Raw genomic sequence first — 23,896 nt, forward strand, 5'->3', positions numbered from 1 at the left:
CAATAGGATGTGGGTCACATCCCGCTGCCCACTACCCCCGAAAAGGGGTGAGTCTCGTGACCCACACCGCCCTGCTGCGTCCGCGCGACAGCGACGCGCTGCGCGCCGAGATCCGCTGGGTGGCGAGCGCGGCGGGCGTGCCGGTGGCGTTCGGCGGCGAAGTGCACGGCGACGCGCTGCTGCTGTCGGAATTCGTCGGCACGCTGACCAACGGCCTGCGCGGTCTGGCCGTCGTGCGGGCTTCCGGGCTGGGCGGACGGGTGATGGATTCCGGACGGCCCGCCGCGGTCTCCGACTATCGCCGCGCCTCCTCGATCACCCACGACTACGACGGGCCGGTCTCCGGCGAGGGCATCCGCTCCGTGCTCGCCGTGCCCGTGGTGGTGGACCAGCGCTCCCGCGCGGTGCTCTACGCCGCGACGCGCGGCGCGAGTCCGCTGGGCGACCGCACCGCGGATCTCGTCGTGCAGGCCGGGCGCCGCCTGGCCACCGAGATCGCCGTTCGCGACGAGGTCGACCGTCGGCTGCGCATGCTGGAGGTCACCGCGCCGTCGGCGGCCGCGGCACCGGCGATCACGGAGGAACTCCGCGACATCCACACCGAACTGCGCGGCATGGCGCGCTCGACCGAGGACGATCGGCTGCGCGGACGCCTGCACGCGGTATGCGAGCGCCTCACCCGGGTCATGACCGGCGAGCCGCGGCCGGACGGTCCGAAACTGTCCCGCCGAGAACTCGACGTGCTGTCCCAGATCGCCTTGGGTTGCACCAACCAGGAAGCGGCGCAACGACTCTCACTCGGCCCGGAGACCGTGAAGAGCTACCTTCGCAACGCGATGGTCAAACTCGACGCCCACTCCCGGCACGAGGCGGTGGTGGCCGCCCGCCGCCATGGTCTGCTGCCCTGACGCGGCGAAGATTCCCGCTGGAGTTCACCGAGGGAAGGCCCGAGCACGGCCTGCGACGCCCGGCTGCTCGAGAATTCTGATTCAGGTGGATGAGGAGGTCGTCGACCAGGTCGGTGGGGTCGGCGTTGCCTTTTCCATCGGCCGCGAGGTGACCCGCCGCGGCGAGGTCGGCGGCACCGTGCGCGACCTCGCGAAGGGTCACCGCCTCGACGCCGCCCGCGTCGAGCAGCCGGATCGCGGAATCGAGCAGCGCGGACTGGGTGTCTGGCATTCACTCGGCGTAGTGCGCGGCGCACACGCTCCCACGCAGCTGTCCCGCGCGGCGCACCCTCTGGCAAGAAGCAGACTGATCCCCGGCCGTCCGGACCGCGCGGCCGAGCTCCGCACACTTGGGGCGCTTGCGCGGGCGTGGGATTATCGCTCGGGTCCGGCCGTGTCGTGGTCCGCGAGCAGGTCCGGACGACGCTCGCGGGTCCGCGCGAGTGATTGCTCGCGCCGCCAGGCCGCCACCTTCGCGTGGTCGCCGGACAGCAGGACCGGCGGGACGTCCAACCCGCGCCAGGAGACCGGACGGGTGTAGCTGGGACCTTCGAGCAACCCGTCGGAGAACGAATCCTCTTGATGTGATTGCTGATTGCCGAGGACACCGGGAAGCAGCCGGACCACGGCCTCGGTCATCACCAGCACGGCCGCCTCGCCGCCGATCAATACATAGTCGCCGATGCTGACCTCTTGCACCCGGACGCGGCGGGCGGCGTCGTCGAAGACGCGCTGGTCGATGCCCTCATAGCGCCCGCAGGCGAAGACGAGATGCCGCTCGGCGGCCCAGCTGTGTGCCATGGCCTGCGTGAACGGCACCCCCGCGGGCGTGGGGACCACGAGCAGCGCGTCATCGGGACACACCTCGTCGAGCGCGTCGCCCCACACGGTCGGTTTCATGACCATGCCGGGCCCACCCCCGTAGGGGGAATCGTCGACGGATTTGTGCACGTCATGCGTCCAACGGCGCAAGTCGTGCACCGTGAGCGAGATCAGTCCCTTGTCGATCGCCTTACCCAGCAGCGCCGTGCGCAACGGCTCCAGGTACTCGGGGAAGATCGTGACGACGTCGAGTTTCATGACTGTCTCCTAGCGCCGCCGGGCCGCAGGTCGTCGGCCGCGGCGAGCGACGCGCGGTCGGACGCCCACCGTGTCATTCCGGGTCGAGCAAACCTTCGGGCGGATCGATCACGATCACGCCCTCGGCGAGGGACACCGTGGGCACGATGGCGGTGACGAACGGGATCAGGATCTCCCGCCCGTCGTCCGCGGCCCGCACCTCCAGCAACTCACCCGCCGCGGAATGCAGCACTTCGCGCACGGAGCCGACCACGGTGCCGTCGGTGAGCCGTACCTCCAGCCCCTCCAGTTCGTGGTCGTAGAACTCGTCCGGATCCTCCGAAGGCGGAAGGTCGGCACTGTCGACCACGAACAGCATGCCGCGCAGCGCGTCGGCAGCGGTGCGGTCGGTCACACCGGACAGGAACACCAGAAGCCGGCCCGAGTGCTCCCGGGCCGACTCCACGGTGAACTCGCGAACCTCCGCCGCTCGCCGCAGCCGACCGCGCAACCTGACGCCCGGCGCGAAACGCGCCTCCGGCTCGTCGGTGCGCACCTCGACGACGAGTTCGCCGCGCACGCCGTGCGACTTGGCGACCCGCCCGACGACGAGTTCCATCTACTGGTCGGTGTCGACCACGTCGACCCGGATGCCCCGGCCGCCGATACCGGCGACGAGGGTGCGCAGCGCGGTCGCGGTACGTCCGCCGCGACCGATCACTTTGCCCAGGTCATCGGGGTGAACGTGCACCTCGACGGTGCGTCCCCTGCGGCCGGTGATCAGCTCGACGCGGACGTCATCGGGATTGGCGACGATACCGCGCACCAGGTGCTCGACGGCATCGGCGACGACGGCGCTCACTGCTCCATCACCTCACGACGCAACTCACCCGTCGTCGGGGCCGGTCTGCGCACGGCTCGCGACGGATATCGGATGGACGGGTATCGCCCGCTCATTACTCGCCGGCCTCGACAGCCTCGGCGCCCTCCTCGGCGTCCTTCTTGCCCTTCTTCTTGGGGGTGACCGCCTCGGCGACCGGCTCGTTGTCGGCGGCGGCCAGCGCGGCGTTGAACAGGTCCAGCTTCGACGGCTTGGCCGGCTTGACCTTCAGGGTGCCCTCGGCGCCCTCGATGCCCTTGAACTTCTGCCAGTCGCCGGTGATCTTCAGCAGCTGGAGGACCGGCTCGGTCGGCTGCGCGCCGACACCCAGCCAGTACTGCGCGCGCTCGGAGTCGATCTCGATCAGCGAGGGCTCTTCCTTGGGGTGGTACTTGCCGATGGACTCGATGGCCCGGCCGTCACGGCGGGTGCGGGCGTCCGCGACGACGACGCGGTACTGCGGGTTGCGGATCTTGCCCAGGCGGGTGAGCTTGATGCGAACAGCCACTGCTGATCTGCCTTTCGTTGGTTGGTCACGACGCAATTCGGCGACCCGCATGGTCTGCGAGCCCGGTTTTGCGCTTTCGAGTGTGTGACCGCCGCGCGGTACGGAACCGGAGACGGGCTGACACTTGTCCGGAAGGACGGTGGTCCATTGTGCCAGACCGGACGATCCCGCCAGAAATCGCGTGCGTGTTCACACAACGATGCCCACCCGCCATAACCAGGCATGCGACTGTTCCGACGCCACCGCACACGACCCGCCCGCATCACCCGCGACATCGCGAGCGAACTCGGCGAGGAGGCTGCCGTCGAGTACGTCGTACCCGGCGTGTTCCGGGTGCTGCGACTCGTTGCCGCGGGCGTCGCCCGCGCCATGGAGTGAGGCTCGGCGTCTCGATGCGGCTAGCCCGGGGCGGTGGCGGTGAGCGCACGGGTGGGGACCCAGGGGCCGCCCCACCACATCTGCCACCCCACGGGGCGCAGGGTGATGGCGGTCGCGCCGTTCGCCGCCAGGACGGCGCGGTACGCCCGGGTGTCGCCGATATCGACGATGACCAGTTTGCCGCCGGGACGCAGCACGCGGCACGCCTCCCGGAGCGCCGCCGCCCGGCCCTCGGCGGTCTTGATGTCGTGAATCGCCAAGCTGGAGACGACGACGTCGAACACGCCGTCCGGGAACGGCATGCGGGTCATGTCGCCGGTGCGCAACTCGATCCGGTCGGCGACGTTCTCCGCGAGCGCGTTCCGCTCCACGGTGGCCGGGGTGTTCTCGCAGTGGTCCGCGGAGCACCACAGGTCCAGGCCCACCGCACACCCGGCGGGCAAGCGGCGCGCGGCGGCCAGCAGCACCGCGCCGCGCCCGCACCCCATGTCGAGCAATCGTTCGTCGCCACGCAGTTCGAGGTCGTCGAGCAGGCGCGCCCAGACCCGGAACTTGCCCCGGCGGGTCGCGTGCAGGAACAGCCCGAACTGCGTGGCCAGCACGACGCCGATCAGCAGGAGCAGCAGGCTCGGGCGCAGTTGCTGGAACAGCGCCACCACCAGCGCGGCGGCAAGATACCCGACCGCGAGAACTCCCAGCAACAACAGCACCGACGGCGCGTCGACACCGTACGACGCGCGCCACGGAGGGGCTATCATTGCCCGATCATAACCAGCGCCAACGGTATTCGCGCCTTGTTCGCGCTCGTCAGCGTACCAACGGAGCGAAGGTACGCCCGGCGAGTTCGACCGCACCCGGCTCGTGCCCGTTGAACACCATATTGATGATGAGACCGTCTACGCCGTGGTCGAGAACGCGGGTCCGCAGCTGTTCGGCAACCTCGTCCGGTGTGCCGACGAACTGGCGGTCGGCCGGGCTCTGCGCGAGCTCGGCGTCCGACAGGGCCGACAGGTCGATACCCATGCGGCTCAAGTAATCCCGCTGCTGCTTGCGCACGAGGTCACCGTCTTCGTCCATCATGACGAAGCACAGGTAGCTGGTCTCCAGGGTCCGCGGGTCCCGGCCGACCTCCGCGCAGCGCGCCCGCAGCGCCTCGATCTTGCGCGGCAGCTCGGACGCGTTGCAGATGATGTTGAGGTGGTCGGCGAAGCGAGCGGCCAGGCCGAAGGTCTTCTTCTCACCGCTGCCGCCGAGCAGGATCGGCAGATCGTCGCGTACGCGCGGCTCGTTCATCGCGTCCTCGACCCGGTACCACTTGCCCTGGAAGGTGGGCCGCTCGCCGCGCAGCATCGGCTGGATGATGTGCAGCGCCTCGTCGAGCCGCTCGAAGCGGTCGGTGAAGGTGCCGAATTCGTAGCCCAGGGAGCGGTGCTCGAGTTCGAACCAGCCCGCGCCGATGCCGAGCACCGCGCGGCCACCGCTGACCACGTCCAGCGTGGTGACCGTCTTGGCGAGCATCGCCGGGTTGCGGTAGGTGTTGCCGGTGACCAACGCCGACAACTGGATTCGCTCCGTCGCCGTGGCCAGGCCGCCGAGCGCGGTGTAGGCCTCGAGCATCGGCTCGTCGGGCGTGCCGATGCCGGGCAACTGATAGAAGTGGTCCATGACGAAGGCCGTGTCGAAACCGGCGGCTTCGGCCTCTCGGGCCTGTGCGATCACCGTGGGGAACAGCTCGCGCACCGACTTGCCGTAGCTGAAGTTGGGCATCTGATATCCGAGGCGAATTGTCACGAAATCCGACCTTACGCCCCTTTCGGATACGCGCGGGTGAGCCACGGTGCCGAGTTATCTATGGCCGGTGACCGGACCGTGCCCGCCGTACACGCGCCCGCGCAGCACGACGGCGTACGGCGTGGTGAGCGTCTCGGGGTTGCTACGCGGATCCTCCTCGTAGACAACGAAATCCGCGGGAGCACCGTCCTCGATGCCGGGTCGCCCGAGCCACTCGCGCGCCTGCCAGGAGGCCGCGCCGAGCGCGTCGTGCCGGGACAGTCCCGCGGCGCCGAGCGCGGCGATCTCGTCGGCGATGCGCCCGTGGCGGATGGAACCGCCCGCGTCCGTGCCCGCGAAGATCGGCACGCCCGCCTCGTGCGCGGCGGCGACCGTGCCGCGCACCCGCCGGTGCAGATCGCGCATGTGCGCGGCGTAGACAGGGAATTTGCCCGCGCTGTCGGCGATACCGGGGAAGGTGTCGATATTGATCAGGGTGGGAACCAAGGCGGTGCCGTGCTCGACCATCATCTCGATGGTCTCGTCGGTCAGGCCGGTGCCGTGCTCCAGGCAGTCGATACCGGCGTCGATCAGGCCGGGTAGCGCGTCTTCGCCGAAGACGTGTGCGGTGACCCGCGCACCGTTGGCGTGCGCTGCGGCGATGGCCTCCTTCAGGATCGCGTCGCTCCACAACGGCCGCAGGTCGCCCACCGAGCGGTCGATCCAGTCGCCGACGATCTTCACCCAGCCGTCGCCGAGGCGGGCCTGCTCGGCGACGATCTCCGGCAGGTCGCGTTCGTCGTCGAGCTCGATGCCCAGTTCGCGGATGTAGCGCTTCGGACGGGCGATGTGGCGCCCCGCGCGGATGATCCGCGGCAGGTCCTCGCGGTCGTCGACGAACCGGGTGTCGATGGGCGAGCCCGCGTCGCGCAGCAGCAGGGCACCGGCGTCGCGCTCGGTCTCGGCCTGTGCGACGGCGCCTGCGTGGTCCTCGTGGCCCCCGCCGTACCGGATCCCGACGTGGCAGTGGGCGTCGACCAGTCCCGGCACGATCCAGCCCGAGCCGCAGAGCGTTTCGGCTCCGGGCACGGGCTCGAACGACACCAGGCCGTCGCGTACCCAGAGGTCGCGCACCTCGCCTTCGGGAAGAACCACACCGCGCAGATGCACCGCAACCTCCTGGAACTCGTCGGCGGCCGCCAACCTGGTGTCCGACTCCCGAATCGGACATTTCGCGCGAAGCACGGCCACGCGGCAGCGACGCCGCGCACACGGCGACCGACCGGCGAGGCACACAGGCACGCCGCCCACGAACAGCGTGGGCGGCGTAAGTGGCCTACTTCTTCGGGAACTTCAGTTTGCTGAGATCGAAGCCCTCCAGGCCGGGCGGCAACTGGTCCAGACCGGCAGGCATGTTGGACAGGTCGGGCATCCCCGCGGGCAGGCCGGGCATGCCGCCCATCCCGGGGAAACCACCGCGCACCTTCGGCGGCGTCGGGCCGCGACCACCCTTCTTGCCCTTCTTGCCCTTCTTCGCGTTGCCGCGACGGGCGCCGGGCAACCCCATCTGGCGGCCCATCATCGTCATCATCTTCTTGGCCTCGAAGAAGCGGTCGACGAGCTGGTTGACCTCGGAGACCTGGACACCGGAACCGTTGGCGATGCGCAGGCGGCGCGAGGCGTTGATGATCTTCGGGTTCGCCCGTTCGGCCGGGGTCATACCGCGGATGATCGCCTGCACCCGGTCCAGCTGCTTGTCGTCGACCTGGGCGAGCATGTCCTTCATCTGGCCCGCGCCCGGCAGCATGCCGAGCAGGTTCCCGATCGGGCCCATTTTGCGGATGGCCAGCATCTGGTCGAGGAAGTCCTCGAGGGTGAGCTCGCCGCTGCCGATCTTGCGGGCGGCCTCCTCGGCCTGCTTGGCGTCGTAGACCTGCTCGGCCTGCTCGATCAGGGTGAGCACGTCGCCCATGCCGAGGATGCGGCTGGCCATGCGATCCGGGTGGAAGACGTCGAAGTCCTCGAGCTTCTCACCGGTCGAGGCGAACAGGATCGGCACGCCGGTGACCTCACGGACACTCAGCGCCGCACCACCGCGGGCGTCGCCGTCGAGCTTGGTGAGCACCACGCCGGTGAAGCCGACGCCGTCACGGAACGCCTCGGCGGTGTTGACCGCGTCCTGGCCGATCATGGCGTCCAGCACGAACAGGGTCTCGTCCGGTTGCACGGCGTCGCGGATGCCCGCGGCCTGGCGCATGAGCTCTTCATCGATGCCGAGACGGCCCGCGGTGTCGACGATGACGACGTCGTACTGCTTCTGCCGCGCCTCTTCGACACCCCCGCGCGCCACGTTCACCGGATCGGCGGCGGAGATGCCGAGCGGGTTCTCACCGCCACCGATCGAGGTGCCGGGGTGCGGCGCGTAGACGGGCACGCCCGCGCGCTCGCCGACGACTTGCAGCTGGGTGACGGCGCCGGGGCGCTGCAGGTCGCACGCCACCAGCAACGGTTGATGGCCCTGCCCCTTCAGCAGTTTGGCCAGCTTGCCCGCGAGCGTGGTCTTACCGGAACCCTGCAGACCGGCCAGCATGACGACCGTCGGCGGGTTCTTGGCCAGGTTCAGCCGCCTGGTCTCGCCGCCGAGGATCCCGACGAGTTCCTCGTTGACGATCTTCACGACCTGCTGGGCCGGGTTCAGCGCCGCGGAGACCTCCGCGCCCTTGGCACGCTCTTTGATCCGCCCGATGAACCCGCGGACCACGGGCAGCGCGACGTCGGCCTCCAACAAGGCCAGGCGGATCTCGCGGCAGGTGGCGTCGATGTCGGCCGGTGACAGACGCCCCTTACCGCGCAGATCCTTGAGGGCACCGGTAAGCCGGTCGGACAGGGATTCGAACACCGATCGCGCTCCTGATCTCGGGGGACGTCACATTCTCTCCCAGGGTAATGGGATCGCCCGCGTGTTCGCGCAGGCGGTGCGTCCTTCCCGGCGCGGCGGGCTCGCTAGTCGAGCACGCGACGGCGCGGCCTGGCCGTTTTGCGGTAGTCGTGGTTCTCCTCGGCCACCATGAAGACCGCCTCGTTGGCGGTCAGGCCCAGCTCGAGGGCCAGGCCGTCGAGAACGGCCCACTCGGCCCTGCTCGGGATGGGCGAGGTGGCGACCGTGGAGGCGATCGTCATTGCGGTAACCGCCTGTCGCCCGGTCAGCGTGCGACCAGGAAGCCAGGAGACCACCCACCGGTCGCCGCCGACGCAGCGCGCCATGTGCGCGGTCTCGTCACTCGTCATCGTGGATGCCGAAACGACTTCAATTGCCATCGACCTGCTCCCCTCGTGCTCGCGATAGCTGGACGCTCTAGATCGTAGGGTCAGCTCGCGAGACGAGAGTTGGGATGCAGCAAATATTGCGCAACAGATTTATCACCGGATAAAAGTGCCGCTAATCACTATTTTCCGAGTCCCGAGCACCGTCAGCAGGCGGTTTCGGCGCGGTTCTGGGAACCACCGCGATAAGCGCTTTCTCGATCGTTTCGCGGCGCGCGGGGCTGTCCTCGGCGCCCAGCTCGAGGCAGAAGCTGTCGACCACCGCGGACCCCATCGTGACCACCTTGGCCCAACGGACGTCGGCTCCGCAGCCGGCCAGCTCCGCGGCCAGGCGGCTGAGCAGGCCGACCCGGTCCTCGGCGCGCAATTCCAGGATCACCTGCCCCGGTACCGAGGTGTCCGACCAGATCACCCGGGGTTGGGCCTGCGCGTACCGGCTCCGGCCGATCGTGCCCGCCTCGCGCTCGCGTTTGGCCAGCGCCGCCGCCACATCCAGGTCGCCGGCCGTGGCCCGGATCAATTCCTGGCGCAACAGCCCCGGGTCCGGCGGATCGCCGAACTTGGGCGCGACGACGAAGGTGTCCACCGCGGAGGCGCCTTCGACGCCGAGCGCGGCCGACAGCACGCGCAGCGAATGCAGCGCGAGCACGCCCGCGGCGTCGGACAGCAGCCCGGAGCTGTCGGGCGCGATGACGGTGACCACATACGTGTGCTTGCTCTCACCGGGCTGCAGATCGACGTGCACACCGCCCGCCCTGGCCTTCTCGACCAGTTCCGGTGCGATCGGTTCCGGTGTCGGCAGCTGGTCGCCCGCCATGACCAACCGGCAGCGCCGGACCAGTTCGCCGATCAGCGACGCCTTCCAGTCGCCCCACACGCCGGGACCGGTGGCCTGCGAATCCGCCTCGGCCAGGGTGTGCAGCAGCTCCAGCAGTTGCGGATCGCCGTCGAGCGCCTCGACGACGTACCGCACCGTCTCCGGATCGGACAGATCGCGCCGGGTCGCGGTTTCCGGCAGCAGCAGGTGATGGCGCACGACCGCGCTGAGCGTGCGCACGTCCGACGGCCACAGTCCGAGGCGGCGGCCGATGTGGGTGGCCAGTTCCGCGCCGACCACGCTGTGATCGCCCGCGCGACCCTTGCCGATGTCGTGCAGCAGCGCACCGAGGGCGAGCAGGTCGGGGCGGGCGACCCGGGTGCTCAGCCCGCCCGCGTAGGCGACCGTCTCCATGAGATGGCGGTCGACGGTCCAGATGTGCTGTACATCGCGCGGCGGCAGGTCGCGCACGGCGCCCCATTCCGGCAGCAGCCTGCCCCACAATCCCGTCCGATCCAGCGCCTCGATCGCGTCGATCGTGCCGCGGCCCGCGCCCAACAGGACCAGCAAGTCGTTGAGGGCGTCCTTGGGCCACGGCTCGCGTAGCTCGGGAGCGTCCTCGGAGAGCCGGTTGAGGGTGGTGGCCGACATCGGCAGGCCGGTCTGCGCCGACGCCGCCGCGACGCGCAGGATCAGCCCGGGGTCGCGCTGCGGGCGGGCGTCTCTGGCCAGCACGACCTCACCCGCGTGCTCGACCACGCCTTCGTCCAGCGGTCTGCGCACCGGCATCCGGCGCAGGCGCGCCAATCCCCGGCGGGGCAGCGCGTTGGCCGCGGTGCGCAGCCCGACGTCCACGGAGTAGCTGACCGTCCGGGCCGAATCGCTCAGTGTGCGGGCCAGATCGAACCGATCGCCGATGCGCAGGGCAGCTCCGATCTCGTCGGCGTCCTGTGCGCGCAGCTGGTCGCGGGCTCGTCCCGCCACACGGTGCAGTTCGGTGCGCACGTCCAACAGCCGACGGTGCGCCTGCTTCAATCCGCCGCCAGGCACGTCCGGTCCCAATCCGGGCATGGCGTCGGTGAGTTGGGCGATGGCCAGCGCGTCCAGCAGCTGGATGTCACGCAGGCCGCCGCGCCCGTTCTTCAGGTCGGGCTCGGCGCGGTGCGCGATCTCGCCGTTGCGCTCCCATCTGGCCTTGGCCTGGGCGATGAGCTCCTCGAAGCGGGAGCGGATGCCGGTGCGCCACTCCCGGCGCACCCCGCCGATCAGCAGATTGCTCAGTTCCTGGTCGCCGACGATGTGCCTGGCCTCGAGCATGCCGAGCGCGGCGATGAGATCGTCCGCGGCCACCCGAAGCGCCTGCGGAACGGTACGCACGCTGTGGTCGAGTTTGATGTGCGCGTCCCACAGCGGATACCAGAGCTGGTCGGCGACCTCGGCCACCCGGGCCGGGTCGACGTCGTCGTGCAGCAGCACCAGGTCCAGATCGGAGTACGGCAGCATCTCCCCGCGCCCGAGACCGCCGACGGCCACCACGGCCAGACCGCTGTCGGGGGCGATGCCCAGTTCGGCGCCCTTGCTGGTGAGCCAGAGTTCGTAGAGGTCGACCAGCGCCTGGCGCAGCGACTGGGCGTCCAGCCGGGGATTGCGCGGCTGGCCGCCGTCGAGCAGTTGGGTTCGCGCGCGGACCAGGTCGGCCGCCCCGTTGGACACCTTGCCGTTGCCTTGTTCGGTGACCTTCGGATCACCGTCGTGCTCGTACTGATTAGCCACAACCCACCGCCCATTTGATGCGCGCGGCCCCGCCCCGACCGGGAGCTCCGGTGGGAGCGGGGCCGCCGCTCGACTCGTTTCCGCTACAGCGCGTCGGTGCCGCGTTCGCCGGTCCGCACCCGGATGATCGCCTCCACCGGCGTGATCCAGACCTTGCCGTCGCCGATCTTGCCGGTGCGGGAGGCCTCCACGATCACCTCCACGACCTTGTCGACGGAGGCATCGTCCACGACGACCTCGACGCGAACCTTCGGCACGAAGTCGACGGAATACTCCGCGCCGCGGTACACCTCGGTGTGGCCCTTCTGCCGGCCGTACCCTTGGACCTCGCTGACGGTCATGCCCAACACACCCGCCTGCTCGAGACCCGACTTGACGTCTTCGAGCGTGAACGGTTTGACGATTGCGGTGATCAGTTTCATGTTCGTCATGCCTCCTTGACGGCCGAACGTGCCGTGCTACCCAGAGCGGCGAAGTCGTAGGCGGTTTCCGCGTGCTCGGACTCGTCCAAGCCGACCGACTCTGCTTCCTCGCTCACGCGCAGCCCAATGGTGAACTTCACGATATAGGCAATGATCAGGGTCGCGATGAAGGAGAAGGCAAGTACCACACCGGCGCCCACCGCCTGCCGCCACAGCTGATCGAAACCGCCGCCATAGAACAGACCGGTCTTGGCCGCACCCGCCTCGGGCGCCGCGACGAAACCGACCATCAGGGTGCCGACGATACCGCCGACCAGGTGCACGCCGACCACGTCGAGCGAGTCGTCGAAACCGAACTTGAACTTCAGGCCGACCGCGAGGGCGCACAGCGCGCCGGCGACGACGCCGATGGCGAGCGCGCCGAGCACGTTCACCGAGGAACACGACGGCGTGATGGCGACCAGACCCGCCACGATGCCCGAGGCCGCGCCCAGCGAGGTGGGCTTGCCGTCGCGGATCTTCTCCACCAACAGCCAGGCCAGCATCCCGGCGCAGGTCGCGATGGTGGTGGTGATGAAGGTCGAACCGGCGAGGCCCCCGGAGGTCACCGCGGATCCGGCGTTGAAGCCGAACCAGCCGAACCACAGCAGACCGGCGCCGAGCATGACGAACGGCAGATTGTGCGGGCGGAACGGGGTGGTCGGCCAACCCTTGCGCTTGCCGAGCACCAGCACCAGGGCCAGACCGGCCGCACCGGCGTTGATGTGCACCGCCGTGCCACCGGCGAAGTCCACCGCGAGCAGCTTGTTGGCGATCCAGCCGCCCTCGTGCACGACGTTGCCGTCGGCGTCCTTGACGTCGAAGTCGAACACCCAGTGCGCGACCGGGAAGTAGACCACCGTGGACCAGATGCCCGCGAACACCAGCCACGCGCCGAACTTCAAGCGGTCGGCGACCGCACCCGAGATGAGGGCAACCGTGATGATGGCGAACATCAGCTGGAAGGCGACGAAGACGGTCGCCGGAATCGTGCCCGCGAGCGGGATGTTCACCGCGTCGGTGGTGACCGCGCCCGCCGCGTCCTTGACCTCGGCGACGGAGTTGCCGCCGATCAGCCCCTTCAGGCCGAAGAACTGCGTCGGGTCACCGATCACGCCGAACGTGTTGTCGCCGAAGGCCGTCGAGTATCCGTACAGCGACCACAGAACGCCGACCAGGCCCATGGCGCTGATGCTCATCATGATCATGTTGAGCACGTTCTTCGACCGGACCATGCCGCCGTAGAAGAAAGCCAGGCCCGGCGTCATCAGCAACACGAGCGCCGAACTCGCCAGCATCCAAGCGGTGTCACCGGTATCCGGTGCACCGGTAAGTGGAAAAGCCACCTTAATGTCCTCCTCATCTCGGGCCCAGCCGCTTCCGGCAAATGGACCTGAACAGAAGGGTCCTAACTTGGTGTTTCATCCGTAGAGCTGCCGTGTTTCACCTACGTGAACGGATGGAGCAGCTGTGTTGCCACTAGGTTTCGTCCCGCGCACCAGCGGTTTTCCGGCGCTGTGAGCACGGTGTTCGGGAAATCGGGCATTCGTTACCGCGCACGAGGAGTCGGCAAACTTCCGGGGTGTGACCGCCCTCGCACCGAGGGCGGCGGCGATCGAACGAGCACCCTCGGCGCACCTCGTGGATGGAACGCCGCGGGCGGCAACCTCTTTCGACCGGTCTCGGCGAGTGGAACGGCTCAGCCCAGCAGCGCGTCCACGAACGCGGCGGGCTCGAACGGAGCCAGGTCGTCAGCCCCCTCACCGAGCCCGACCAGCTTCACCGGCACGCCCAATTCGTGCTGGACCTGGAAGACGATGCCGCCCTTCGCCGTCCCGTCGAGCTTGGTCAGCACGACGCCTGTGATATCGACCACTTCGGCGAACACCCTGGCCTGGGTCAGTCCGTTCTGCCCGACGGTCGCGTCCAGCACGAGCAGGACCTCGTCGACGGCTGCCTTCTTCTCCACGACGCGCTTGACCTTACCCAGCTCGTCCATCAGACCCGTCTTGGTGTGCAGCCGACCGGCCGTGTCGATCAGCACCACGTCGACGCCGTGCTCGACGCCCGCGGCCACCGCGTCGAACGCGACCGCGGCCGGGTCGGCGCCCTCGCGGCCGCGGACGGTGTCGGCGCCGACCCGCTCGCCCCAGGTCTGCAACTGGTCGGCGGCCGCGGCGCGGAAGGTGTCGGCCGCGCCGAGCAGCACCCGGCGGCCGTCGGCCACGAGCACGCGGGCGAGCTTTCCGGTGGTGGTGGTCTTACCGGTGCCGTTCACGCCGACCACGAGCAGGATCGACGGGTGATCGGGATGCGGCAGCGCGCGCACCGAGCGGTCCAGCTCCGGTCGCAACTGCTCGATCAGCACGTCGCGCAGCACGGCACGCGCCTGGTCGGTGGTCCGCACGCTGCGTGCCGCCATCTCCGAGCGCAGCCGGGAGACGACAGCGGTGGTGCTCGCGGTGCCGAGGTCGGCCAGCACGAGGGTGTCCTCCACCTCTTCCCACGAGTCGTCGTCCAGGTCACCGCCACCGAGCAGGCCGAGCAGGCTCTTGCCGACCGCGTTCTGCGAGCGCGACAGTCGTCCGCGCAGCCGGACCAGGCGGCCGGCGGTGGGCTCGATCTCCTCCAGCGCGACGGGTGCTTCCGCCCCCGCGGGCGTGTCGGGCGCGACGATCTCGGTGGCGGGTTCGGTCTCCGGCTCCGCGGTGTCGGTGGGCGGCTCGGCGGTCGCGTCCTCGGCCGTGGCCGGGCTCTCCTGGGTTTCCAGCTGGTCGGGCGCCTGAGCTGTCGTCTCGGCCGCCGGAGTGCCCGCCTCGCGCTCGGTGGCCGGCTCCACGACGTCCGGCGCGACGGACACGTCGGTGACGTCCGCGTCCGGCAACGGAACGTTGGTGATGCCGCGTTTGGGCGCGTCGCGTGGAATCGCGGCGTCGTCGCCGACGTGCGGCTGTCCTTCGGTGTCGGTGCGCTCGACCGGTTGCGGTTCGGTCGCCGCGCCGCCCCGGCTGAAGGTGAATCCGCCGGACGCGGCATAACCACCGGACCGGTCGGTCACCTCTTTCTCCTGCGTGGGCGGAGTCAGCGACACGCGGCCACGCTTGTACCGGACGAAACCGGCGACGAGCACGACGAGCAGCAGTGCGGCGACCGCGGCGATCAGGATCCAGACTTCAGGACTCACGCGGACCATCCTTGCAGACCGACCGTCACGGGATCGGCCCCGAGCCGCACCCGGCGCGCGCGTCGCGCGCCGGGGCCGGGGGCGCGAACTCGGCGAACATCGCAGGTGCGGGGCCGAGGGCAGGTGCGAGCGGGCACCGACACAGCCCTCCAGATTTCTTGTCCTGCGGAACTTCTCGCGAAGGGACAATAGGATCGGCGACGTGACCGATCGAAACGTGCTTGGGGGGCCGCTGGAAGAGTGCGGCACCGATCCTCTCACCGGCTTCTACCGGGACGGCTGCTGCAGTACCGGGCCGGAGGATCTGGGCAGCCACACCGTGTGCACCGTCGTCACGGCAGAATTCCTGGAGCATCAAGCTTCCATCGGAAACGATTTGAGCACGCCGCGCCCGGAGAACAATTTTCCCGGTTTGCAGCCGGGTGACCGATGGTGCGTGGTCGCCGTGCGATGGCTGCACGCGCACGAGGACGGCGTCGCCGCGCCCGTGGTGCTGGCCGCCACGCACGAGAACGCCCTGGAAGTGATCTCGATGGACATCCTGCGCAAGTATGCCGTCGACGTGCCCGACGACGTCAGCGACCTGCTCTGAGCCACCGGTAACACCTACGGCGGTGCGCAGCGCGGACCACCGGCTCACCCGAATAGCGGGCCGGTGTCCGATCGGTTCGTGGCGCAGTAGAGAACCGATTGGCACAAATGCGCCATTCGGCTCAGCGCGCCGCCGCGATGCGCCGGCGATGAGCTTTCTGACGACATGCCGCCGAGCAATATCTCGCCCGTCGGCCCGTCCCAGCGCGGGACAACGCCGCGTGACACACCGGGCAGCTGTCGGCTTCACTTTCGTTACGATCGACAGTTTCGTTACGGACTTCGGCCACCGCATCCCGTTTCGTCACCATCAGCCCTACCGGCTCCGCACGCAGCGCGTCCAGCACGATGGCGGCGCTACGGTCCATGCCGCCCCGCGCCTTCCGGAGCCGTTGGATCGCAACGCATCCGGTGAAGATCGCCAGCACGTCGTCGAGTTCGATGTCGGCCCGGACCGCCCCGTCGCGCTTGGCCGCCACGAGCAGGGCGGCCAACGCGTCGTGGAAACGTGCCCCCGCGCTGCGCAAAAGCGCACGAGGCCAGCCGTCGTCGGACTGAACGATGTCGCATAACGCCTGGTTGTCCGGCGTTGTGGTGATCACCGCGGTGCAGAAGTCGAAGAAGGCGGCGCCCGGATCCGGCGCGGCGAGATGGTCTGCGGCCATCTTCGCCAACCGGTCGACGCGCTGCTGCATAACCGCTTCCAACAGTGCGGCTTTCGTGGGGAAGTGCCGGTAGACGGTGCCCGCGCCGACACCCGCCCTGCGGGCGACCTCGACGAGCGACACGGAGGCGCCCTGCTCCGCGAAGGCGCGTTGCGCGGCAGCCAGCACGAGGGCGCGATTGCGGCGGGCATCGGCTCGCGACGTCGCGCCCTGGGCGAGCGATGCGGTCATTTCGTTACGGCCTTCCGTTGAGCAGCCTGGTCAATCGGGTCGAGGCACCCGTATCGTTCGAATCCGGGTCAACCAACCCGATTTTACCGAGCAGAGAAGGCGGAGCATGTCCCCTCAGCACAACCTCATCCTGGTCACCGGCGCCACCGGCAAGCAAGGCGGCGTGACCGCCAGGCGACTGCTGGCCGACGGCAGGGCGGTGCGCGCGCTGGTCCGCGACGCGCAGTCGCCCGCCGCGCGGGAGTTGGCCGCGGCGGGCGCGGAACTCGCCGTCGGCGACTTCGACGCCCCCGAGACCTTGTCCGCGGCGCTGGCCGGCGTCAGCGGACTGTTCCTGGTCCCGCCCGCCGCGTACGGCCCCAAAGGCTGGGATGTCGAATTGGAAGCCGCGCGCGGAGAAGCCGTCGTGGACGCCGCGCGTGCGGCCGGTGTGTGGCAGATCGTGTTCACCGGCATCGCGTCGATGGGCGACGACGTCTCGTGGGGCGCCAGGGGCAAGAAGCGCATCGAAGACGCCGTCATCGCCAGCGGCGTGCGGTACACCCTGCTGCGCCCGGTGCGCTTCATGGAGAACTACCTGCTGCGCACGTCCCCCGTCGACGGCATCTTCGACGGCGTGCACCGGCACCTGTTCCCGGCCGAAGGTCCGATGAAGGTCATCGCCGTCGCGGACATCGGCGATATCGCCGGTCTCGCGTTCGCCGACCCGGATCGCTTCCACGGCCGCGTCCTCGAACTCGCGGGCGATGTGCTCGTCCCGCCCGCGGCCGCCGCGGCGATCAGCGCCGCTACCGGGCATCAGGTGCGCTACCACGAAGTCACCGAAGCCGAGTCGGACGCGCTCGGCGAGGAGATCGGCAATACGTGGCGCCTCATGCGCCACACCGGCGGCTGGCGCGCCGACGTCGACGAGATCCGCGAGATCCACCCCGGGCTGCGCACGTTCGACACTTGGCTCGCCGAGACCGGAGCGGCGCAGATCAAAGCGCTGCTCGACCACGAAAACGCGCGCGTCGCAGGGTGATTCGAGGCGACTATTCGCCCTGTTCAACGGGATGATCGTGCGGCGAGGCGTACCTGGCCTTCCCGCACGCCGCGGGTGACCGCGCGGCGCGGCTCAGCCCGCCGCGCCGACCGGGGCCAGGTTCTCCCCGCGCAGCCGCTGGGAGATCACCTGGGTGATGCCGTCGCCCCGCATGCTGACACCGTAGAGCGCGTCGGCGATCTCCATCGTCGGCTTCTGGTGGGTGATGACGATCAGCTGGCTCTTCTCCCGCAACTGCTCGAACAGGCCGATCAGGCGGCGCAGGTTGGTGTCGTCGAGCGCGGCCTCGACCTCGTCCATCACGTAGAACGGCGAGGGCCGGGCGCGGAAGATGGCCACCAGTAACGCGACCGCGGTCAGCGACTTCTCCCCACCGGACAGCAGCGACAGCCGCTTGACCTTCTTGCCCGGCGGACGCGCCTCCACCTCGATGCCGGTGGTGAGCATGTCCGAGGGGTCGGTGAGCAGCAGCCTGCCCTCGCCACCGGGGAACAGTTTCGCGAACACCTCGACGAACTCGCGTTCCACGTCGGCGTATGCCTCGGTGAACACCTGGAGGATGCGGGCATCGACCTCGGCGACCACGTCGAGCAGATCCTTGCGCGCGCTCTTGACGTCCTCGAGTTGCGTGGCCAGGAAGTTGTACCGCTCCTCCAGCGCCGCGAATTCCTCCAGCGCCAGGGGATTCACCTTGCCCAGGGTGGCGAGATCCTTCTCCGCACGCTTGGCGCGACGTTCCTGGGTCTGCCGGTCGTAAGGCATCGGCGCGGGTTCGCTGACTTGCTCGCCGCGCTCCTTGGCCTGTTCGTATTCCTGCAGCTCCAGCGCCGAGGGCGGCAGCGGCACGTCCGGACCGTACTCGGCGATCAGGTCGTCCAGCGCGATGCCGAACTGCTCGGCGATGGTCGCCTCCAGTTGCTCGATGCGCAGCGCCGCCTGAGCCTTCGCCACCTCGTCCCGATGCACCGCGTCGGTGAGCTGGGAAAGCTGCGCGGTGAGCGCACGCACCCGCTCCTTGACCTGTTCCACCTGCGCGGCACACTCGGAGCGCTTGCGCACCAGTTCGTCCCGGCGCGCGCCCGCCTCGGCGACCACGCGCTCGAGTTCGCCCGCGATCTTCGCGCCGGATTCGGCGACGGCGGCGGCCACCTCCGCCGCCTTCTTGCGCGCGGCCTGGGCGCGCTCGGCCCTGGCCCGGGTCTCCCGCTCGGCGCGCGCGGCCCGGCGCAGCGAGTCCGCCTTGCCGCGTACCGATTCCGCTCGTTCCTCGGCCGTGCGCACGGCGAGCCTGGCCTCGACCTCCATCGCCCGCGCCTCGGCCAGCGCGGCCGCCGCCTCCTCCCGCGCCCGGCCCGCGGACTCGGTGCCCGCCGCGCCCGCACCGTCGGCATCGACCTCGGCCTGCTCGAGTTCCGCGTGGCGCAGGCGGTCTTCCAGTTCGGCGAGCGAGGCGAGTGCCTCTTCCCGGCTCGTCTCCGCGTCGTCGCGCTGGCCGACCAGCCGTTCGCTGTCCGCGTGTGCGGTGCGGGCGGTCTGGCCGAGCCTGCCCAGCCGCTCGTAGATCGCCACCAGCGCCTGGTCGGATTCGTGCAGGGCGAGCAGCGCGTGGTCGACGGCGTCCTTGCGATCGGCTTGCTCTTCGAGCGCGCCGGACAGCGCGGCCTCGAGTTCCTCGGCGCGCCGCTGCGCCGCGACCAGTTCGGTCCGGGCGGCGTCGATGTCGGCCTGGATCTCCAGCTGGCTGGGCGCGCGATCGGAACCGCCCAGCAGCCAGCCGTTTCCGGCGAGATCGCCGTCGCGGGTGACCACGCGCAGCTCGGGCCGCACCGCGACCAGCGCGCGGGCGGCGGGCAGATCGTCGGCCACGGCGATCCCCGCGGTGAGCGCCGCGATCGCGCCGCGCACCGTGTCGGGGCACTCCACCACGTCGACCAGCCAGCGGGCGCCGTCGGGCAACGCGCCCGGCTGCGGCCGATCGGTGCGCTCGGCGCCGAAGACGACGGCGGCGCGGCCACCGTCGGCGTCCTTGAGCGCCTGGATCGCGGCGTGCGCGGACTCGCCGGTGTCGGCGGCGACGGCGTCGGCCAGCGGGCCGAGCGCGGCGGCGACCGCGGCCTCGAAGCCGCCGTGCACACGCAGCAGCGCCGAGAGCGGGCCGAGCAGACCTTGTTCGCGGTGCTCCACCAGCCAGGCGACGCCGTCCCGGCGCGCCAGGTTCATGCCGAGCGCCTCGATCCGCGCGCCGAGCGATGCGACTCGCTTGCTCGCGTCGCGGTCCTGTTCACGCAGTTCGGTGACCCGCTGATCGGCCAGTTCCAGCGCCTGTACCGCGTGCTCGTGCTGGGCGTCCAGACCGGCCTCGCCCGCGTCGAGTTCGGCGAGTTCGGCTTGCACCGTGTCGAATTCGGCTTGGGCGGCCTCGCCGCGGTGACGGGCGTCGGCGATGGCGACCGACAGTCGCGCGATCTCCGCGTCCACCGACTGCGCCCTGGCCCGCAGGGTGTCCACCTTGCCGGACAACCGGGCCACGCCCTCGCGCCGGTCGGCGATCGCCCGCACGGCGGCCAGGTGCGCCTGCTCGGCGGCCTTGGCGGCGTATTCGCGTTCGGCCAGCTGGTCTCGGGCCGCCTCCAAGGTCTCCGCGGCGATCTCCACCGCTTCGCGCAGTTCGGCCTCCTCGGCTTCGACCCGGGCGGCCTCGGCCTCGAGCTGCTCGGGGTCGCGGCCGGCGCTGACCGGAGCGGCGGTGTCCAGGTGCCGCGCCCGGTCGCCGGCGATGCGAATGGTCGCGTTGACCCGTTCGGCGAGCGCGGAGAGCTGGAACCACAGCTGTGCGGCGGCCTCGGCGCTCGGCGTCAGCCGGGACAGCTGGAATTCCTGCTGCGCCAGCGCCGCGTTGGCGGCGTCCAGCTCGGAGTGCACGGTGATCTGCTGCTCGCGCGCGTACGCTTCCTTGCTCTGCTGGCTCGCCAGCTCTTCGCGCCGGGTGACCAGATCGTCGGCGGCCAGCCGCAGCCGGGCGTCGCGCAGGTCCGCCTGCACGGTCTGCGCCCTGCGCGCCACCTCGGCCTGCCTGCCCAGCGGTTTGAGCTGGCGGCGCAGTTCGGTGGTGAGGTCGGTCAGCCGGGCCAGGTTGGCCTGCATAGCTTCGAGCTTGCGTACCGCTTTTTCCTTGCGTTTGCGGTGCTTGAGCACACCGGCGGCCTCCTCGACGAACGCGCGGCGGTCCTCCGGGCGCGACTCCAGGATGGCCGACAGCTGACCCTGCCCCACGATGACGTGCATCTCGCGGCCGATACCGGAGTCGCTGAGCAGTTCCTGCACGTCCATCAGGCGGCAGGAGTTGCCGTTGATCTCGTATTCGCCCGCGCCGTCGCGGAACATGCGCCGGGTGATGGACACCTCGGCGTAGTCGATCGGCAGCGCGCCGTCGGAATTGTCGATGGTCAGCGTGACCTCGGCGCGGCCGAGGGGGGCGCGGCCCGCCGTGCCCGCGAAGATCACGTCCTGCATCTTGCCGCCGCGCAGCGCCTTCGCGCCCTGCTCGCCCATCACCCAGGTGAGCGCGTCGACGACGTTCGATTTGCCCGATCCGTTGGGACCGACCACACACGTGATGCCCGGTTCCAAGCGCAGGGTCGTCGCGGACGCGAAGGATTTGAAGCCCTTCAACGTCAGGCTCTTCAGGTGCAAGTTCGACGACCTTTCCGTGTTCTGCCCGGTCGGCGTTTCGCGTCGCGGCAGCGCATCCGGCGACCTGTCATGGTATCCGTCGCGTACCGGGAGCCTCCGGGGCCCGACGGCGTGCGCGGCCGAGTGGTGGTTCGGCGATATCCGTAGGTTATCGACTCGCCGCCGGTTCGCGCGCATTTCGATGTGCTCGAGGTTTGCCCACATGGGCGGCGGCACTGTCGGTCGGCGTCCGCGCCGTGACCCACTCAGCCCTCGTGCCGCGACCCCGGAAACGCTCGCCGGCACTCGGCCGGCCACCGGTACCCTCCCCACCCGTGGGTCCGCCGATTCCGCGCGGTCTCGAACTGGCACTGACGCCACCCCCTCCGGCCACATACGATCCCTCTGATTCGCCAGCGGAATTTCGGGAGCGCACCACGATGTCTGCCCCCTCACCAGGGACAAGTACCCGGTTCCGCCTTGCCCGGATCGCGGGGCTGGTCCTCGGCAGCCTGCTGCTATTGCACGCCTGTGAACGCAGCAAGAGCGCGTTGCTGAGCGATGTGCGGGTGGAGGTCGCGATCGCGGCCGCCTTCGGTGCGGCCGCGCTGGGCGCGGCGTGGTTCGAGATCAAACTGCGGGCGCAGGAGCAGGACGCGGACCCGCCGTGGGACGACGACGCGGAAGCCGAAACTCCCAGTTCTGGGAATTTTTCCGGTCGAGCCGGGCGATCCGCCGACCCCGCGTACGGCAGGGACGAGCGGGCCGGACGCACCGGAATCGGCGCGCGGTCGGCGCCCATGGCTCACTTCGAGGACGAGGACCTGCCCGAACCCGCGGAAACCCCGAGGCGCGCGGATCTCGTCGCCGGGATTGCGCGGACATTGCGGATCACCCGCTCCGGCGCCTCGGACGACCGGCAGCCGCTGCTCCCGCTGGGCGCGGTGACGAAATGGATGCGCCGCGTCCACCCCCACGACGACATCGAGCCCGGCGAACTCGACGACCATGACGAGACGGAGCAGATCACCCGCGGCGAGACCGGCGAACTCGTCATCGAATCCGGCACGCGAACGGTGCGGGCCAAGATCTCCCGCTCCGGCGACCTCGTCCTGCACGGCCGCCGACACGGTGAGGCGCGGTCGGAATGGAAGTGGACGTTCCCCGCGGACGTCTTCCCCGCCATCCGCGGCGCACTCGGCGACGGGCGCGGTGACCTGCTCGATCTGCTCGAGGACACCCTTCCGTGGCTGGACGCCGCCGCCCGCCACGACCCGGGTGCGTGGCTGCGCGCTCACGACATTCCCGCGAAGTATCAGGAGAAAGGCGTCAGCGCCACCCAGGACACCCGGGAACTTCCCGTGCTCCAGCCGGGGCGTCCACCGCAGCCGCCCCACGCGAGCAGATCCCACCGGAAGCCGCCGAACGACGCGGCCGGCGCACGGGAGGCCCGCGCGTCCGCGAAAGCCTCCGACGACCATGACCACCGCGGAAAACCCGCTGCGACACGATCCCGCGAGTCCCTGTCCGCGCACGGCGAAACTCGCTCCACCCGGCGCGGAGCCGCCGACCCACCGTCCTCGTCCCGGCGCACCGATACCGATCGACGAACTCGCGGCGACAAACCCCGGCCCACCGGACAAGCGAACCGTCCGGCCGACGACTACGGTTCGCCCGCGCCGTCGCGCCGTCGCCGTGACGAATCCGAACCCACTCGGCGCGGCGATCGGCTCCCGCGCGGCGGCGGGACGGATTCACACCCGCGCCCTACACCCGGCCGCCCCGAACTGCCGAGACGTCGGCAGCAGGACGGGCACGGCACAACACCCGTCGCTGGACATCGCGACGACTACGACGAAGCGGATGCCCGATGGCCGCGAGCGAACCGGCGATCGGGGCGTGGCCAGGAGCCCACGAACTTCGAGTCCGAGACCGGCCGACGAGAGCGACCCGATACTCCCTACCGCGACCGCCCCACCCCATCCGACCGAGCACCGGAACAGACCTACGACCAACCACCCAGCCGCCGCCATCGCGACGACCAGCGGTCACGCCGCGATACCTCGCTTCCCCCGCACGAGTCCTCGCGGCGCAGATGGTAGGACACGAAAGCGGCGCTGTCACTCGATGTTCCGGGTGACAGCGCCGAGGAATGACGCTCAGCTCGCGCGGTGGGTGAATCGGCCGTTCTCGAAGCCGGCCACCATGCGGAACGCCAGGACGGCGCCCCACGGGCCGATCACCCAGACCGGCCAGAAGTAGGTCAAGGCGCCGACGCTGAGCGAGATCGCGCCCCAGATGACCAGCACCAGCGCGCTCACGGCCAGCCAGGTGCTGCCCTCGATGCGCTGCCAGATCGGGATGCGCGGGCGTGCGGAGGCCGGTGCGCCCGCGTCCTTGCTCAGTTCGGGCAGATCGGACAACACCCCGCGCAGGTCCTCCCGGTCGGTGGTGGCGTACACCTGGGCGACGCGCTGGTCGTATTCGGGCAGATCGATCCGCCCGTCCGCCATATGCCTGCCGAGCAGGCGCACCACGGCGTCGCGTTCGGCATTCGAGGCGCGGGTGCCGGTGGAGATGTCCATGCCTGG

21 protein-coding genes are annotated in these 23,896 nt (G+C 70.0%); 5 read left to right on the top strand and 16 right to left on the bottom strand.

Going from position 1 to position 23,896, the window contains the following annotated elements; translation table 11 throughout:
* The first annotated feature begins 56 nt into the window (after positions 1-56).
* Positions 57-908 carry a LuxR C-terminal-related transcriptional regulator gene (locus ACIA5H_RS15760; protein ID WP_397076610.1) on the top strand — a complete coding sequence of 284 codons (852 nt, stop codon included), beginning with the start codon at positions 57-59 and terminating at the stop codon, positions 906-908.
* Between the two features lie 414 nt (positions 909-1,322).
* Here the strand turns inward: ACIA5H_RS15760 and trmD are convergent, their stop codons facing one another.
* The 4 genes from trmD to rpsP form a co-directional block, all read right to left on the bottom strand.
* A complete protein-coding gene (trmD, locus tag ACIA5H_RS15765; protein WP_397076611.1) occupies positions 1,323-2,027 on the bottom strand; it encodes a tRNA (guanosine(37)-N1)-methyltransferase TrmD in 705 nt (234 codons plus the stop codon).
* Between the two features lie 73 nt (positions 2,028-2,100).
* Positions 2,101-2,625 (bottom strand): ribosome maturation factor RimM, encoded by a 525-nt coding sequence (gene rimM / locus ACIA5H_RS15770; protein ID WP_379251477.1) that lies wholly within the window; start codon positions 2,623-2,625, stop codon positions 2,101-2,103.
* A complete protein-coding gene (locus ACIA5H_RS15775) occupies positions 2,626-2,868 on the bottom strand; it encodes an RNA-binding protein (RefSeq protein ID WP_011210690.1) in 243 nt (80 codons plus the stop codon).
* 94 nt (positions 2,869-2,962) lie between these two features.
* On the bottom strand, positions 2,963-3,394 hold the full coding sequence (gene rpsP, locus ACIA5H_RS15780; RefSeq protein ID WP_397076612.1) for a 30S ribosomal protein S16: 432 nt from the start codon (positions 3,392-3,394) through the stop codon (positions 2,963-2,965).
* 222 nt (positions 3,395-3,616) lie between these two features.
* On the opposite strand from rpsP, the gene ACIA5H_RS15785 reads away from it, so the two are divergent.
* Positions 3,617-3,772 (top strand): hypothetical protein, encoded by a 156-nt coding sequence (locus tag ACIA5H_RS15785; RefSeq protein WP_379251479.1) that lies wholly within the window; start codon positions 3,617-3,619, stop codon positions 3,770-3,772.
* A gap of 20 nt (positions 3,773-3,792) precedes the next feature.
* Here ACIA5H_RS15785 and ACIA5H_RS15790 read toward each other — a convergent pair whose 3' ends face one another.
* The 9 genes from ACIA5H_RS15790 to ftsY form a co-directional block, all read right to left on the bottom strand.
* The gene (locus ACIA5H_RS15790; RefSeq protein ID WP_397076613.1) at positions 3,793-4,530 is read right to left on the bottom strand and encodes a class I SAM-dependent methyltransferase; all 738 of its coding nucleotides are present in this window, start codon (positions 4,528-4,530) and stop codon (positions 3,793-3,795) included.
* A 49-nt stretch (positions 4,531-4,579) separates the two neighbouring features.
* Positions 4,580-5,563 (bottom strand): LLM class F420-dependent oxidoreductase, encoded by a 984-nt coding sequence (locus tag ACIA5H_RS15795; RefSeq protein ID WP_379251481.1) that lies wholly within the window; start codon positions 5,561-5,563, stop codon positions 4,580-4,582.
* A 54-nt stretch (positions 5,564-5,617) separates the two neighbouring features.
* On the bottom strand, positions 5,618-6,712 hold the full coding sequence (locus ACIA5H_RS15800; RefSeq protein ID WP_379251482.1) for an amidohydrolase family protein: 1,095 nt from the start codon (positions 6,710-6,712) through the stop codon (positions 5,618-5,620).
* Positions 6,713-6,878: 166 nt separating this feature from the next.
* Positions 6,879-8,441, bottom strand: coding sequence for a signal recognition particle protein (gene ffh, locus ACIA5H_RS15805; RefSeq protein WP_379251483.1), 1,563 nt, complete (start codon positions 8,439-8,441; stop codon positions 6,879-6,881).
* A gap of 104 nt (positions 8,442-8,545) precedes the next feature.
* On the bottom strand, positions 8,546-8,860 hold the full coding sequence (locus ACIA5H_RS15810; protein WP_355069876.1) for a hypothetical protein: 315 nt from the start codon (positions 8,858-8,860) through the stop codon (positions 8,546-8,548).
* Between the two features lie 121 nt (positions 8,861-8,981).
* Positions 8,982-11,396 carry a [protein-PII] uridylyltransferase gene (locus tag ACIA5H_RS15815; protein WP_379251575.1) on the bottom strand — a complete coding sequence of 805 codons (2,415 nt, stop codon included), beginning with the start codon at positions 11,394-11,396 and terminating at the stop codon, positions 8,982-8,984.
* Between the two features lie 143 nt (positions 11,397-11,539).
* Entirely contained in the window at positions 11,540-11,878 is a 339-nt protein-coding gene (locus tag ACIA5H_RS15820) for a P-II family nitrogen regulator (RefSeq protein WP_330249397.1), read from the bottom strand.
* 5 nt (positions 11,879-11,883) lie between these two features.
* Entirely contained in the window at positions 11,884-13,263 is a 1,380-nt protein-coding gene (locus ACIA5H_RS15825) for an ammonium transporter (RefSeq protein ID WP_379251484.1), read from the bottom strand.
* A gap of 353 nt (positions 13,264-13,616) precedes the next feature.
* A complete protein-coding gene (gene ftsY / locus ACIA5H_RS15830; RefSeq protein WP_379251485.1) occupies positions 13,617-15,110 on the bottom strand; it encodes a signal recognition particle-docking protein FtsY in 1,494 nt (497 codons plus the stop codon).
* A 193-nt stretch (positions 15,111-15,303) separates the two neighbouring features.
* Between ftsY and ACIA5H_RS15835 the strand changes: the two genes are divergently transcribed.
* Positions 15,304-15,693, top strand: coding sequence for a DUF2237 family protein (locus tag ACIA5H_RS15835; protein ID WP_019048221.1), 390 nt, complete (start codon positions 15,304-15,306; stop codon positions 15,691-15,693).
* A gap of 121 nt (positions 15,694-15,814) precedes the next feature.
* Here the strand turns inward: ACIA5H_RS15835 and ACIA5H_RS15840 are convergent, their stop codons facing one another.
* Entirely contained in the window at positions 15,815-16,588 is a 774-nt protein-coding gene (locus ACIA5H_RS15840; protein WP_397076614.1) for a TetR/AcrR family transcriptional regulator, read from the bottom strand.
* 106 nt (positions 16,589-16,694) lie between these two features.
* Between ACIA5H_RS15840 and ACIA5H_RS15845 the strand changes: the two genes are divergently transcribed.
* Positions 16,695-17,612: an NmrA family NAD(P)-binding protein gene (locus ACIA5H_RS15845; protein ID WP_379251487.1), complete on the top strand. Its 918-nt coding sequence runs from the start codon at positions 16,695-16,697 to the stop codon at positions 17,610-17,612.
* A 93-nt stretch (positions 17,613-17,705) separates the two neighbouring features.
* Here the strand turns inward: ACIA5H_RS15845 and smc are convergent, their stop codons facing one another.
* Positions 17,706-21,326, bottom strand: a complete 3,621-nt coding sequence (gene smc, locus ACIA5H_RS15850) for a chromosome segregation protein SMC (protein ID WP_397076615.1) — start codon at positions 21,324-21,326, stop codon at positions 17,706-17,708.
* Between the two features lie 419 nt (positions 21,327-21,745).
* Here smc and ACIA5H_RS15855 point away from each other — a divergent pair, with 419 nt between their 5' ends.
* Positions 21,746-23,407: a hypothetical protein gene (locus ACIA5H_RS15855; RefSeq protein WP_397076616.1), complete on the top strand. Its 1,662-nt coding sequence runs from the start codon at positions 21,746-21,748 to the stop codon at positions 23,405-23,407.
* A 57-nt stretch (positions 23,408-23,464) separates the two neighbouring features.
* On the opposite strand, the gene ACIA5H_RS15860 is transcribed toward ACIA5H_RS15855, so the two are convergent.
* Positions 23,465-23,890 carry a DUF1707 domain-containing protein gene (locus ACIA5H_RS15860; RefSeq protein ID WP_355069864.1) on the bottom strand — a complete coding sequence of 142 codons (426 nt, stop codon included), beginning with the start codon at positions 23,888-23,890 and terminating at the stop codon, positions 23,465-23,467.
* Between the last annotated feature and the right edge of the window lie 6 nt (positions 23,891-23,896).

The organism is Nocardia sp. NPDC051900 (genome assembly GCF_044452545.1).
Taxonomy (GTDB): domain Bacteria; phylum Actinomycetota; class Actinomycetes; order Mycobacteriales; family Mycobacteriaceae; genus Nocardia; species Nocardia sichangensis.